Raw genomic sequence first — 14,942 nt, 5'->3', positions numbered from 1 at the left:
CTTACTACCGAGCCATCCAACCGCCATCGACAATTAACGTATGTCCGTTCATGTAATTAGAAGCCTCAGAAGCTAGGAAAATAGCTGCGCCTGTTAAGTCCTCCGCTTCTCCCCATCTTCCAGCAGGGATGCGCTCTAAGATAGATTGGTTGCGTTTCTCATCTTCTCGAATGGCTTTTGTATTATTTGTGGCAATGTAGCCTGGCGCAAGGCCATTTACCTGAATTCCATCCTTTGCCCATTCATTCGAAAACGCTTTTACTAAACCGTTAACAGCGTGTTTGCTTGCTGTGTATGCTGGTACATACACTCCTCCTTGATATGATAGTAAAGACGCAATATTAATGATTTTCCCTTCCTTTCGTTCAAGCATCGGACGAGCAAGATGTTGAGTAAGAAGGAATAAGGCATTGACGTTCGTGTTCATCACAGCATTCCAGTTGTCTATTGAATAATTAGAAGCCTCTTCTCGTCTAATGATCCCAGCGTTATTAACCAAGATATCGATTTGGAATTGACTTAATAGATCTTCACAATATGCTGGAAGTGATTCAACATCCTCTAAATCAATAATTACTTGATGAGCACTCCCACCTCCTTCCTCAATCAGTTGCGTTGTTTCATCTAAGTTATTTCGATGACCAAGTAGTATGAGCTTTGCCCCTGCTTTTGAATAAGCCACGGCGATTGCTTGACCAATTCCTCCAGCTGCTCCTGTGACGAGTGCTGTTTTCCCTTCTAATGAAAACCGATCTAAGTATCCCATCATTGGCCTCCTATTTTAAGTCTTTCATATCAATAAAGTCCATATCCGTAAACGTGTAGTTCTCTCCAGCCATAGCCCAAATAAACGTATAGCTTGAAGTTCCAGCACCGCTATGGATGGACCAGGATGGGGAAATGACTGCTTGTTCATTAGAAACGAGCAAATGCCTTGTTTCGTCTGGTTCTCCCATGAAATGAAAAACACGTCCTTCTTCAGGCATATCAAAATACAAATAGATTTCACTTCGGCGATCATGAATGTGAGCTGGCATCGTGTTCCACATATTATGAGGCTCTAGCATTGTCATCCCTAGCATGAGTTGGCAGCTTTGAATTCCTTCTGCGTGAACGTATTTGTAAATCGTTCGTTCATTTGACTCTTTAATAGAACCGAGGTGGTTAGGCTCCGCGTCTTTAATAGCTAATTTCTGAGTAGGATATTCTTTATGAGCTAGTGTAGAGACAAAATAAAACTTCGCTGCACTCTCGGCGTTACCAGGATAAAACGTAACGTTTTCCTTGCCTTTTCCTATGTAAAGACAATCACGCTTATCGAGTTCAAACGTTTCTTGATCAACCTGAACAGTTCCATGCCCACCGATGTTAATGATCCCGATTTCTCGACGTTCTAGAAAATAAGATGTTTTTAATGTCTCTGTTGCGGATAGCGAAAGTCCTTCCTGACTTGTTGGAATAGCTCCTCCGATCACCATACGATCGTCATGAGCATAAAGCATATTGATTTCCCCTTCAGTAAAAACCCTCTCCATCATATACCGTTCTCTTAATTGATCTGTTGTATAGTGTTTGGCTTCTGTCGGGTTTGTTGCATGTCTGATTTCCATATTTTCATCTCCCATAAATGTTATTTTTGAACTTCTTTTTGATCCATTCTACGAAAAACAAGATTCGCTACCCACATGAGTAGAAAGGCAAGCCAGCTAAAGCTGAAAATCGGTAATAACCCTGGAACTAATAAAAGGACATAATAGAAGGCAATCATGATTGCCCCCATCATCAAAGCATGTAACGGATAAGATAATGCAATGATGGCCGCGTATTTGATAACTTTAAGGGCTGATAATTTATATTGAACAAAAACAGGAGCAACAAAAAGCGCTGTCAAGCTATACAAAAATATGATTGTTAAGGTAAAGAGGTAGCATATGAGGAAAAATACTCCTTCATACCCTCTGAACAGGGTTAAATTAAAGAGCAATAACCCTCCCACGATCGTCGTCAACCAGCCAACAAGATTGGCCTTTATAAATTCTTGTTTATAGGTAGTCCAAAACTCAGGGAAAACAGGAACATCTGTCTCTCCGAGTTGCCAGCGGCGTACGACTGCAAACATGCCCATTGTTGCAGGGAAAATTCCTGCGACCAAAAGCCCAACAATCGAGAATACGAGCCATAGACATTGAACGTATACAAGACGAGCGACCCATTCCGTAATGCGATAAAATTTGCCCCATAAGCCATTTAATTCAACCATTCAGATACACCTCTTTATCCTTCTTTTTCTCGTGATGTTTAGTTAAGTCATACCTGTGCTTTGTGCCTTTTCAGATCCAACTCGCTGAGTGACCTGTACCACTTTTCCTCCAGCCCGAATGGATTCTGACGCCGCACAACCAACTGCGACACTCATTCTTCCAGCATAAGGAGTTGTGAGCGGTTGTTTATTATGAAGAACAAGATTTACAAAATCCTGACATATGACTGGGTCGGCTCCACCATGACTTCCCTCTGCCGTCTTTATGTCGTACGTTTGATCAGCATATTCATGCCAGGTGTTAGATTTTCTCGTCTTCACATATACTTTTCCATCCGGTTCGGAGTTTTCAATTCTTCCTTTTGTGCCAATAAACGTATAGTTGCGTTGATAATCTGGGGTGAAATGACACTGTAAATAAGAAGCTTTAATGCCACCTTCTAATTCCATAATGACCATGTTATTGTCTTCTACATCCACTTCATTGCGAAAAGCGCATTGATTCAATGGAGTAGTGCTAAATTCCGTGCAGTCATGTTTTTGATCACAAGTGGGACACGTAAGATTGTTATTTTTTTCTCCTCCGAAGAAATCAAGGCTACCAAATGCTGAGACTTTTTTGGTGTAACTTCCTGTTATCCAGTGGATAATATCTAAATCATGAGAACCTTTTTGGAGTAAAAGAGAATTCGTATTTGCAGAGTTAGCGTGCCAGTCATGGTAGTAATACTCTCCACCTAACCCTACAAAATGGCGAACCCAAACGGCTTTAATGTCACCTATTACACCAGAGTCAACAATTCCTTTCATCGTTCGAAACATATTCATGTACCTCATATTAAACCCGATTATAAGATGCTTCTCTGACTTCTCCCACTCATCGAGAATACGATCGCACCCCTCCACTGAAATGGCTAATGGTTTCTCGCAATACACGTGTTTTCCTGCTCTAAATGCTGCAATGGCATGTTCCTCATGTAAGTGATCAGGTGTTGTAATAACAACGGCATCCACGTCTTGTCGTTCCAAAAGTTCCTTATAATTTGTCGTAATAAATGTTTCTTTGTTTATGTCTTCTTGAAAGGCTTTTAATCTAGAGATGGATAGATCTGCTGCTGCTACAACAACAGATTCTCCATCCGGCTGATGCCAATATTTTGCAATAGAACTTCTTAATCCAATACCGATTAATCCAATTCTTACTTGTTTCATTGTTTCTCCCCTACGAGTATGGCATTCATTCTATGTTCTGCTTCTGACATGATCGTTTTCTATCCTTTGATCGAACCTAGTAGCATACCTTTTGTTAAATGCTTCTGAACAAATGGATAAATCACAATGATTGGTAAGCTTGCAATAATAACGGCTGCCATTTGAATGGTAGCTGTCGGTATAACTGCATCCACGTTCTCGATTTGGTCTTGATTTTGTACAAGAATATCTCGAACCACAACCTGGAGAGGATTTAGGGCAGGGTCTGTAATGTACATAACAGCCTGGAAAAATTCGTTCCAGTGACCAACGACATAGAATAACCCAATTGTAATCATAACGGGTTTCGAAAGAGCGAGTACAATTTGCCCGAGAATTCTAAATTCGCCTGCACCATCAATTCGAGCTGCTTCGAAAATATCTTCTGGTAAGTTTTCAAAGAAGCTTTTCATGATCAGAACATTAAAGCTCCAAATCGCATTCGGAATAATCATTGCCCACACCGAATTAAGTAAACCAGTTGCTTTTACAATTAAGTATGTTGGTACGATCCCGCCGTTAAATAAGAGTGTAAAGACGACGAGGAAAATGAAAATGTTGCGACCAGGTAAATTTTTACGACTTAATGGATACGCCATTAACGTAGTAAGAATCAAGTTAATGATCGTTCCAACAACTGTAATAAAAATGGTGACCATAAACGATTTTGGTATTTTGGGTTGAGATAAAAGGTGAGTATACGCATCAAAGTTAATCGCTTCAGGAATCAGAACAAATCCACCATTTTTCAATACTTCTTCGATCGGGGTTAGAGATACTGCAACGACGAAAAGCAAAGGGAAAACGGATAGTACACCAACTAGGATGAGAGATATCGTTACAAGTAGATCAAAGGCGCGGTCTCCTTTATTTTTCACCATATGTTTTCGCCCCATTTCTTCGCAATTTGGTTCGCTCCGATGACAAGAATAAGGCCAATTGCTGACTTAAATAATCCTACTGATGCAGCAAGGCTGAAGTTCATCTGTTCAAGTCCTGTTCGGAAAACCCACGTATCAATAATGTCAGCCACTTCATATACTTGGACGTTATACATGATGTAAACTTGTTCAAAACCAGCATCAAGCATATGTCCTAGCTTTAAAATAAACAAAAGGATGATAACGTTACGTATTCCTGGTAGTGTAATGTGCCAGATCATATGAAAGCGATTCGCCCCATCTACTTTTGCTGCTTCATAGAGAGAAGGATTAATTCCGGCTATCGCTGCTAAATAAATAATGGCTCCCCATCCGAGACTTTGCCATGCTTCAGATCCTACTAATATCGAACGGAACCAGTCTGTTGATGTTAAGAAAGGAATGCTTGATGCTCCCCCTTCTGTTAACCAACGATTAAATAACCCTGTGCTTTCTGACAAGAAAGCGATACAAATTCCATAAATGATTACCCAAGATAGAAAGTGTGGCATGTAGCTTAGCGTTTGTATCCATCTTTTAAACCACATTGTTTTACATTCATTTAGAAAGATAGCGAGTACAATACTCGGAACCATTCCAAAAAGAATTTTGTATAAACTAATGATCAATGTGTTGGATAATAGTTGGTAGAAATAAGGGGAATCAAAGAAAATTTGGAAATATTTATACCATGGGTCAGCCCAGTTGCTCCCCGTGATGCCTTCCATCACGTTGTAATCTTTAAACGCGATAATAACGCCGTACATTGGTAGATACTTATAGATGAAAAACCAAATTAACCCCGGTGCAAGCATAATGTAGAAGCTTTTGTACTTCCATAAGTTTGTCATCAGCGTTTTCTTCTTTGTTTCCGATTTCGTATAAAGTGACCTCTCTGACTCTACAGCTGTTTTTGCATTCATGAATTCCCTCCTAGACTGTTCTTTGGTGACAGACTTTCTTACCTGAAAATTCGATTTCTTTTGAGATATTATTACAATAGCATATCTGTTCACCTGTGAGAGTTTATTAATTTAGATACTAGTAGACTCTCACTTCGATCAGTTCAGCGTGCTGTGAACCATTGGTTTCCTCGATAACCACACGTATTTTATCAGTAGTAAAGGTTTCTAAATGATGGACGCGCTTTCTTTTTCGGTTAGATTTGATTGAATCTACCGTTTGCCACTGACCATCTAAATTCATTTCAATACGATAGTTGGCAACTAGCTCTGGCATAATATCGAATTCTGTTTTCAAAAAGTGAAGGTTAATTAAGTATTCGTTCACATCATCATTAAAGGTTAAGTGGATTTCATTCATTTGAACCGGCTTGTCCCAGGTTAACTCGATCCACTCTTCCCCTCCAGTGGATTCAGACATCCACATATGTGGAGATCCAAATGGTCGGTGGTAACCATTAATGACTTTATCTGGTAAGTAAGTTCCGATTGGATCACTTACTTTAAAACAAAACGGCTGTCGTGTAAGATTTTTCATTGACCACTGAACGACTAACTGCTCGGGTTGTTGGGACAAGTTAGGGTCAACGATCGGAATATCTCCTTTTTCAAAAGTTAACACCCCGGATAGTGGCTGTTTTGACTTCCATAAAGCTAGCTGTTCATTTTCCTTAATCACGATAAAAGCATTTTGTTCACCGTTTGGTGTCCAGGGAATGCTAACTGTGATCCACTGCTTCTCACCTTTTGGAATGGTTACTTTCCTCTCATTATGCAATATACGAGGAATGTAATTTTCACCTCTACCTGTATCCCATACTTCTATAATCGCTTCTGTTTCTATAGTAGCATCGACTAAAAGTTCAATTGAAGTGAGCTTCTGATCAACTGGAAACAAGATACCCACATCATTTTTTAAAGAGTACAGTTCAGCTGGTGTGTTAATGGCAATCTTTTGATATGTGCTTGATGCGCTGATCGTTGCAAGTTTAGCTTGATCCCTTTCATCTTCGTTTCTAGCTCCAATAATTGAAGCATCTTGTTTGAGCAAAGTTTGCTGCACACTTTTGAAATGATTTTCATACAGTTCACGTGGCGTCAGTTGTTTGTCCACACATAGAGCGGCGCCTACTCCAGCAGCTTCCCCCATAACCGCACAAGTTGCCATCACTCGAGTAGTTCCGAATGCTACATGGGTTGCGCTGATATTCCGCCCCGCCATAAACATGTTCGAAACGTTGCGTGAGTATAAAGAGCGGAATGGAATGTGATATAGACCATCAGGGAAAAGGTGCTTGGATGCATTTTCTCCAGTATACATGCCCTTTGGGGGATGAAGGTCAATTGACCATCCACCAAAAGCAATTCGATCATCAAATGGTCTCTGACTAATAATATCATTTTGATTTAGCATATAATCGCCTACAAATCGGCGGTACTCTCTTTTACCTGGAACAGACCCTACCCACTCAAGAACTAGGTTGTCAGCATCAAACTTCCCTGAATTTTTAATGTAGTCCCAGATTCCGTAAATGGCTGCCCATAATTCATCTCGTATTGCTTCGTTTTGATGTACGGTATCCATTTCGCCGCCCCATTCAATCCACCAATAATAGCAGCCAGAGTCCCCAGTTCGAATGATTCTTTTTTCTGGAATGAGAGTTTGGGTAATGTCTCTTGCAAATGCTGGTGCGACATATTTCACTGGTGTTCCAATATCCTTTGTATAAAATAAGATGGTACTTCCAAGTGTGATGTTGTCAGCTTCTTCTGGTGCCCACTCTTCGTCGTACTCATGTCTTGCTTCTCTACCTAACTTAAATTCGGCCCCTGCGAGAAAACCAACTAATCCATCTCCTGTACAGTCAAGGAATACCTCACTCTTGTAGGTAATTTTCCGCTCTGATCCCATCATCCAGCCTGTAACCGATTGGATAACACGATTGTCATTTTCTCCAGTGGCTTCTACTTCATGAACATCTGTATTAAGATGAAGTGTAATATTTGGTTCGTTGTACACGGTTTCATAAACGATCAGGTCCCAGTAGTATGGGTTTCCTTCAGGGTTCCGATATTGATTTTCAACAAGCATTTCTCCCATGATGCCCGTTTCTCTGGCATATCTTTGTGTTCCTACTGCGTTAGCACCGCTTACCCACACTCTTACTTCACTACTTGAATTACCGCCAAGTACTGGCCTGTTTTGGATAAGGAAAACAGTTTTACCTAATCGAGCGGCCGATACGGCTGCACAAACTCCAGCAAGACCTCCCCCAATTACCGTAATATCAGATTCGACTGTTTCATACTTCATGCGATGAACATCCTCCTTGATGTTACCTTCGATAATTTTTTAAGTTTTCTAAATATAATTGTATCGCTTGCCAACTTCTATTAAAATGTAATATAGAGTCATTTGTTTATACTTTATTTCATAAGGTGGTGAAATTAATCCTGGACTCTAAAACGTTGCAAAACTATGTTCCATCGGTCATTTATTTAGCTCATTGGAAAGAAAAGCAGCGATTTGTATTTGAAGAAGATGTCCACCCTAAGTGGGTGTTATTTGCGGTCGAAAAAGGTGAATTCGAATTTTCAATCGGTGATAAGAAAGGTGTAGCACAGGTTGGTGACCTCGTGTTTTGTCCACCTAACACACCTTTTAAAAGGAAGTTAATTGAGCCTTTGTCATTTTTTGCATTTATTTTCGAATGGGAATTAAAAAAAGAGTACTTATCAGATCCTTCGTTACTAAAGCCATTGGAAGAAGATGAATCCATTATTAGTGGAAAATGGACGTTAAGAGATTTTAAAAGACTTTCTTCTAATTTCGAATATTTGGCTTTGTATTCGAATCATACTCACTCTCAGAATATGTCCCGTATTAATTACATACTGAGAGATATTTGGAATGTGTTTTGTTGGGAGCTTGAAGAAAAGCATGTGAAACAAATCGGCCAAAAAGATAAGCTGATGATTGATGCGAAAAATACTATTCAAGAGAAAGGCTTAATGTCTCTATTTAGCATGAATGACCTTTCTATTCAATTAGGACTTAGTCCTGTTCAACTTACTAGAAGGTTTAAAGCAGCTTTTCGGATGACGCCAAAGGAATATTTGATTTCACTAAGAGTAGAAGAAGCGAAAAAATTACTCGCCAACACGGATTGGACAATGGATGAAATCGCACGACATTCAGGCTATGAAAATCGGTATTACTTTAGCCGTGCGTTTCGAACAAAAGAAGGGAAAAGCCCATCAGAATTTAAAAAAATTCACCAAATGTAATACAAATAAACCGCCTTTCAGGCGGTTTATTTATGAGTATGAACATTTATTTCAAGCTTAATTCGTTCATTTATTTCGTCTCTTTTGGCCAGAAGCCAAGCAGCATCTTTTGGATAATGGGTGAATGTTAATTCTTGTTTCAAATCGTTTTCTAGTAGATCTAGCGTTTGTTCACGCCCAATATAGCTTTCAAGAAGTTGTAATGCAGAATGATCCTGAAAAGCCTCCATTAACACTTCTAAACGAAGTGACTCAATTGGCCCTTCCTCCCCGGGATAAACGAGAAAAGCATCGCCTGATGGAAAAGAGTAATTCGCATCCGTGTTCCGAAACGGGTCAATTAATTTTTTTGAAAAAGAAGAGTACCAGAAGTTAAATCCCCAATGAAGGAAGCCCTGTATATTAAACTTATATAATTGCATTCCTAGTATTCTATTTCTAGAGGAAGGCATGTTAAAAAAACGATTGGAAACCTCTTTGTATTGAGAAGTACAGTAATAAGTCCATAAATCGGGAACGTTGTTTTCAAGAAATGGAGTAATATGATCGTTAGATGATACTGGATTTTTAATAAGACCTTTTTCGTAAAAAGTATAATCTGAAAGTGCGTCGATTACTGGTAGGTCACCAAGATAATCATGCATAACACGACTTGCATTCTTATAAGATTCCAAATGCTCCATTCGCGGTTCATCAGAAATATGAAAGTAACAATAATCTGTTAGATTGGATTCTTCTAGTAATTGAATAAGCGCAGGTAAGAATTGTGCTAGAAATGAACGGTAGGCTTGACTCATAGCGTCTGTTTCCCAGCCAAATAGTTTTTCTTTTTTCCCATTTACATCACCTATAATTTTAGGTGAATGCTTTGCACCCCACTGACTAAAAAGGTGAGAGAATTCGAAATAGCGAATGCCGTTATTCTGACACATTTTAAACCATCGGAGAAGCTTTTCGAAATGAAATGTATACTTCTCTCCTTCTTTTGTTACATCAACAAGCTGTACTGTCGGTCTCTCTCCACCAATCTCAGTATCTAGCGGAGGGGTGAATAAAGGGGTTAAAATCATATTAATGTGATGATCAGCAGCAGTCTTTACATACTTCTCTACTGTGTCCCAGTATTTATCACTGAAGATCTTTAATTGATAAATTGAAGCGATACAATCCGTGTGTAGCCACTCGGTGTGAATCACTTCTTGTTCTGGAAGATTTGCATCAATGACGTTCAATTGAAAAGTTTCTTTAACGTGATCATCGTTAGTGCAAATGAGGGTGATGTCAATTTGGTGGTCGCCTGGTCTAGCGTCTTGTTCTATGTCCACTGTTATCCAAATCGATCGCCACTGATTTGGAAAAGCTGTAAGCCCTTCTTCTTCTACAATTGGAAATAAGGGATCAGGGTATAATCCTGGTGTATGACGCAGGGTATGATCATCGTAATCAAAGTGACATGGGTACTCAGAAGGCACCAGTCCAACTACTCGTGCTGTTACATTTAACTGAGAGTGAATTTCGACCTTCATTTGTTTTACTAATTTATCTGACCGATACGCTACTTGAAAGGAACATGTTTCACCTAATAAAGCAGATGCAAATGAAACATATGGCTCAGTTAAATCTTCATCAGCAAAAACTTTGGTGAGTGAGCTTACTAATTTCGTCTCAATAATGATTAACCACTCCTTGATCGTTAATTTAGCTAGAAAAATAGGAAAGGGTCGATGAATGGTGGTTCTTTCCTTTTGTTAATCGGAATTCACCACATATAGAGGCATGAGTGGAGACAAGTATTCTTATGTCGGATTCGCTGTGTATCACTTCTATATTCTCATCTTCTCTATTTGGTAAATCCGTAGCTATTTGAAAGACGTTAATAAACGTGATGGATTGATGTGGCTCACTTCTTTGTATAAGAGTGGCTCGATCAGAAACGGGAGGATTATCGGGAGTGTTTGCTAAATAAAGCATCGTTTTTGATGAACACCAGCTATGTTGATTTACAATTTCTTCGTTCGCCTTCCACTGTAAAAATGTAGAACCATTCGTCATCATTTCTCTCTTATTGTTGAATAAATCTTGATTTAATTTGCTTAATTTTGCTTGTGATGTTTCCCAGTTTTGGGTGTGAAGTATTTGGCCGTCGACGTGATATAAGAGATCCACTTCTCTTTTTTCTGGTACGTTTACCGTAACGATGTCAAGAAACAATCGATCAGTAATAGCATTGAAACGTTGGATAGAACAATCTTTGTAACTCTCAACATCCCAGGAACTCATTGACTCAGGTAACTGAATTAAATTTTGAAAAAGATAGGTATCACTTTTCCAGTCTACGACGCTTTCTACCCAGCTTCCCCATTCGCATTGTTCAGCTTTGATACGCTTCCCATCTGCTGGTGGTTGATCACTTCCATTTATACTAACGGTGTTATGTGAATACGTATGCTTGAACCAGTCATAGTGTACAGGAACACTATAGCGTGTTGTGCCAGGATCTCGTATAAACGGTTTGTTTTTTAAGCTAAGCGATAAACCTAGTTGATCGAGATGATCGTGTTCACCACCAAATGGCGCATGCTTTTGAAAGACCTGCCATCCATTTTCACAGGAAATTTTTGTTAAGCTAGAACTTGAAGTTAACGTCTTATTTTGATTGTTCTTACAGCATGGGACTATACAATTGGTATCATTTAAAACGAATTGGTTAATGAAGAACAATGAATAAGAATCTTGCGGAACGCGTTTAAACTTTGATGGTTGCATGCCGTATAAGCTTCTTAATATCATTTGATACTGCTCTTCCCCATAACTAGAAAAAGCGAACTCGTAGAGATGTGCATATTTAGATAAGGAAATAGATGAGGATGAGTCATTCAAAGATGGGAGCAACCCTTCATTATCAATAAATAATAAGGGCGTATCGAACATCTTTTTGATTTCTGGGAATGACCAAAGACGAGTATCATCTGTGATATGTGCTAATTGAACGATCGATTCAAGTGTATAAAAATGGTAGGAGAAGGACCCTTCATACCATAAACCATCCTCAAGTACGCCCTTACGAATCTGATTTCTTAATCCATAATCTCCATTAAACCCTTGTTCAATTAAGTGATCATTACCCAATATTGAACCGATCATACAAATAGCAACAGTTATATGGACAGCATGATTATGAATCTGTTGTTCTTTCCATGTAGATAAAAAGGTAGCCGCATTAAGAAATAGCTGATTATTTACAATTTCCAATTCTTCTTTGGTAAAATGTTCTTTACCAATGTGATAGGCATAACAAAGGTTAATCATCCAATTGGCTTCATCAAGCGTTTGAGCGAAAAGTTTACCTGGCCCATTATAAGGGATCTTTCCATGTGTTCGGTAATGAGGGTAGCACTCTGCATAATCCAAAAGGATCTTGTTTGCTTTCAATAAATAATCCTCTCTTTTAGTAGCTGCATAGGCAAACGAAAGATGTTTAACTGCCTCTCCTAGTTTTCCGTGAGCCATTCCCATCCAGCCACCTAGAAATGGAGAGTCTTCAAAGACTCTCCTGCATGAAGGACAACCAAATTTCTTATTATTCGTCCAGCTGAAATTGAGTGCAGCTCCATCATATGGGCAGTGAAAATAGTGCCCCCAGTCTGCGATATCTGTCTTTGAAGGTCTAAATGGTATTTGTAGCGCTTCATCAGCCTCGGCGATTAGCTTTTTTTTCGCATGTAGTGTTTTTTTATGTTGAGCGTTTAAGTAAATCGTATCTGACAAACGAGAACTCATGAATCCTTTCCTTCTAATAAGTCCTCTCTTACTGGACTAAAGGAATCTAAAAGACTACCATCTGAAAGTGCTTTAACGCCATGAAGTGTATTTGGTGGGATATAAAGTGACTCTCCTTTTTCAATGATCGTATGAGCTGTGCCAATCGTGAATTCAAATTGCCCATCAAGACAATAGGAAATCTGTTCATGAGGATGCTGATGTTTATTTCCGATCGCTCCATTTTTGAAGCGAACTTCCATAATCATTAGATCTTCACCACTTGTTAAGATATTTCGTTTAACACCGTCTTCTACTGACTCCCATACACCGATTTGTCCCATAATCGAACTCCTTTCCAGATTACCAATATAAATTCCAGTCTTTCGAGAGACGAACAAGCGCTTCGAAATAATAATAATCGCCCCAAATACAACTTTCATCTACTCCGCGGTTACCACCTTTATAGTAAACGGCATGGCGCAACAATCCATTTTCATTTGAGTGCACATCTGTCGTGTAATGTTTAACTAGTGATTCGGTTGTATTATTGATAGCGTTCTCATAGAAAGGTCTCTCTTCATCTGTAAGTGGTAAATGTTTCACTAATTCAAGTAATCCACAGAGTGCGATAGCAGCTGATGAGCTATCTCTTTCTTCATTGCCATCTGTGAAAATTAAATCCCAATAACAAATATAGTCTTTAGGTAAACGATTTAAATAGTAATTTGTAAGTTTCTTAGTTAACGTGATTAAATTCCAGTCTTTCGTATAAGCATAACTTAGAGGGAAGCCGTATATTCCCCATGCTTGCCCGCGAGCCCAACAAGAGTCATCCGCATATCCCTGGTGTGTGTCACCATACAGTGGATTTCCTGAGTCTGGATCCATGTAATAAGTATGGTGCGTAGATGCATCTTCTCTCACAAGGTATTGTGCTGCCTTTTGGATATGGCTTTCGGCTACGCTCTTATACTTCTGATCTCCAGTTTCTTCTGTAGCCCAATAGAGTAAAGGTAGATTCATATTACAGTCAATAATCATCCTTCCCCGCTGTGACGGGTCCGTTAAGTCTCCCCATGCTTGAATGATGCCTGCTTTTTCATGAAAACGCGTCATGAGCAAGTCTGCTGCTTCAATAGCTACATTTTTGGCTTCTTCATTACCAGTCAATTTATAAGCACTAACACAGGAAAGCGTATAAAGAAATCCGAGATCATGGTGATTTACAGCAATTCGATTCTTTAAACGCTGTTTGAAACTAGTTAGATGTCCTTCAGCTACACTGCGGTATTTCTGATCTCCTGTTACTTCATAAGCAAGCCATAACATTCCGGTCCAGAAACTCGTTGTCCATTCATTGTTCTCAATGGACGGGTACACTCCATCTTGGCTACTTGAATCAGGAAAAGAGTTAGTAAAAGTTTCAAGATTTTGATCAATTTTCTGAAGAACATGGTGAATCGCTTGATCGACGTACGTGCGGTTTATCGTAGGCTGTTTTTGATAGCGATCTTTTAGTCGAATGCCTTCATCTAGTACACGTTGTGTATTTGTTTTAATCTTCATTTGCACCTCCATCAGATGAGTTGTGAAGTCTTAATCCGGCTCCAACAAGTCCTGAGTCTCCTTTCAATTGACTAACAGATATTCGATGAACGGCACTGCTTTGTTCAGTAATCAAGAGAGGTTTTAGTGTCGCTTTAATATGGTCTATTAACTCTGGATTATGATTAATGACCCCGCCACCAAGAACAATTTGGTGAGGGTCGAGCATGCAAATCATGCCGTGAATTCCTTTACTAATATCATTTAAAACTTCAGTCATGACATAACAGGCGTATTTCTCCCCATGAAAATAATCTCTTAAGACTGTAGCTGTTGTGATTTGTTCAGTCTCTTTCATTTGAAGTCTTGCTCTTTTGGTTGCTGCCTTTGATTGAATAGCTGGACCGGATGCTACATTTTCAAGAGTAGCCACTGGATTTTCTTTCGAGGCACTTGTCAACATTAAGCCTACTTCACCTGCAAAACCAGCACCACGTAAAATGGCTCCATTATGAAGAATGCAACAAGAAATCCCTGTACTAATAGTTAAATAAGCAAACGTTTCATTTTTTTTACATCCTCTTTGATACCATTCCGCAAATGCTGCCATATGAACATCATTATCAAGGATGACAGACTTTGTAGGATAAAGTTCTTCCAATTTTGGACCAATTGGAAAATGAGACCAAGGTAGGTTGTTTTGATAGATGGCTATTCCTTTTTCAATATCGACTTTTCCAGGGACACCAATTCCGATACCAAGTAGGTGTTCTGGTTTGTAACTAGACTCTTCTAATACTTGATCAATACAGTTCTTTAATTGCTGAAACATCTTGTCTTTATCCGTTGTTATACTTGGGACTTCTTTTCGAAATAGAACGCGCCCATCTTTTGTAATGAGCGCAGCTGCAATTTTGGTCCCCCCTACATCAATACCGAGTGAAAGATTCATGT

The 14,942-nt window shown here is 39.2% G+C and carries 13 protein-coding genes; 1 reads left to right on the top strand and 12 read right to left on the bottom strand.

Features of this window, described 5'->3' with window-relative positions; all coding sequences use genetic code 11:
* Window positions 1-4 precede the first annotated feature (4 nt).
* The 7 genes from kduD to AC0VYV_RS11750 form a co-directional block, all read right to left on the bottom strand.
* Window positions 5-766: a 2-dehydro-3-deoxy-D-gluconate 5-dehydrogenase KduD gene (gene kduD, locus AC0VYV_RS11780; protein WP_283154206.1), complete on the bottom strand. Its 762-nt coding sequence runs from the start codon at window positions 764-766 to the stop codon at window positions 5-7.
* Between the two features lie 10 nt (window positions 767-776).
* Window positions 777-1,610, bottom strand: coding sequence for a 5-dehydro-4-deoxy-D-glucuronate isomerase (gene kduI / locus AC0VYV_RS11775; protein WP_430245344.1), 834 nt, complete (start codon window positions 1,608-1,610; stop codon window positions 777-779).
* Window positions 1,611-1,630: 20 nt separating this feature from the next.
* Window positions 1,631-2,260: a YesL family protein gene (locus tag AC0VYV_RS11770; protein WP_226613263.1), complete on the bottom strand. Its 630-nt coding sequence runs from the start codon at window positions 2,258-2,260 to the stop codon at window positions 1,631-1,633.
* A 42-nt stretch (window positions 2,261-2,302) separates the two neighbouring features.
* Complete coding sequence (locus AC0VYV_RS11765) at window positions 2,303-3,472, bottom strand: Gfo/Idh/MocA family protein (RefSeq protein ID WP_475373831.1); 1,170 nt, start codon at window positions 3,470-3,472, stop codon at window positions 2,303-2,305.
* Between the two features lie 59 nt (window positions 3,473-3,531).
* Window positions 3,532-4,392, bottom strand: a complete 861-nt coding sequence (locus tag AC0VYV_RS11760; RefSeq protein WP_048309424.1) for a carbohydrate ABC transporter permease — start codon at window positions 4,390-4,392, stop codon at window positions 3,532-3,534.
* Window positions 4,386-5,282 carry an ABC transporter permease gene (locus tag AC0VYV_RS11755; protein WP_236690353.1) on the bottom strand — a complete coding sequence of 299 codons (897 nt, stop codon included), beginning with the start codon at window positions 5,280-5,282 and terminating at the stop codon, window positions 4,386-4,388. Before AC0VYV_RS11755 ends, AC0VYV_RS11760 begins: the two co-directional genes overlap by 7 nt.
* 190 nt (window positions 5,283-5,472) lie before the next feature.
* Window positions 5,473-7,707 carry an FAD-dependent oxidoreductase gene (locus AC0VYV_RS11750; RefSeq protein WP_475373830.1) on the bottom strand — a complete coding sequence of 745 codons (2,235 nt, stop codon included), beginning with the start codon at window positions 7,705-7,707 and terminating at the stop codon, window positions 5,473-5,475.
* A gap of 155 nt (window positions 7,708-7,862) precedes the next feature.
* On the opposite strand from AC0VYV_RS11750, the gene AC0VYV_RS11745 reads away from it, so the two are divergent.
* Window positions 7,863-8,681, top strand: coding sequence for a helix-turn-helix domain-containing protein (locus AC0VYV_RS11745; RefSeq protein ID WP_475365243.1), 819 nt, complete (start codon window positions 7,863-7,865; stop codon window positions 8,679-8,681).
* A 26-nt stretch (window positions 8,682-8,707) separates the two neighbouring features.
* Here the strand turns inward: AC0VYV_RS11745 and AC0VYV_RS11740 are convergent, their stop codons facing one another.
* From AC0VYV_RS11740 to AC0VYV_RS11720, 5 genes are all read right to left on the bottom strand, one after another.
* A complete protein-coding gene (locus AC0VYV_RS11740) occupies window positions 8,708-10,207 on the bottom strand; it encodes a DUF4091 domain-containing protein (protein ID WP_430246573.1) in 1,500 nt (499 codons plus the stop codon).
* Window positions 10,208-10,379: 172 nt separating this feature from the next.
* Entirely contained in the window at window positions 10,380-12,461 is a 2,082-nt protein-coding gene (locus tag AC0VYV_RS11735; RefSeq protein ID WP_475373829.1) for a heparinase II/III domain-containing protein, read from the bottom strand.
* Entirely contained in the window at window positions 12,458-12,784 is a 327-nt protein-coding gene (locus AC0VYV_RS11730) for a cupin domain-containing protein (protein ID WP_430246571.1), read from the bottom strand. Before AC0VYV_RS11730 ends, AC0VYV_RS11735 begins: the two co-directional genes overlap by 4 nt.
* A 19-nt stretch (window positions 12,785-12,803) precedes the next feature.
* Window positions 12,804-14,009 (bottom strand): glycoside hydrolase family 88 protein, encoded by a 1,206-nt coding sequence (locus tag AC0VYV_RS11725; protein WP_430246570.1) that lies wholly within the window; start codon window positions 14,007-14,009, stop codon window positions 12,804-12,806.
* Complete coding sequence (locus AC0VYV_RS11720; RefSeq protein ID WP_475365240.1) at window positions 13,999-14,940, bottom strand: ROK family protein; 942 nt, start codon at window positions 14,938-14,940, stop codon at window positions 13,999-14,001. The genes AC0VYV_RS11725 and AC0VYV_RS11720 overlap by 11 nt, the downstream gene beginning before the upstream one ends.
* Window positions 14,941-14,942 lie beyond the last annotated feature (2 nt).

It is taken from the genome of Anaerobacillus sp. QJM3NY_17 (assembly GCF_056173665.1).
Note: the sequence above shows the minus strand (reverse complement) of the source record. Positions and strands in the feature narration are given on the sequence as shown.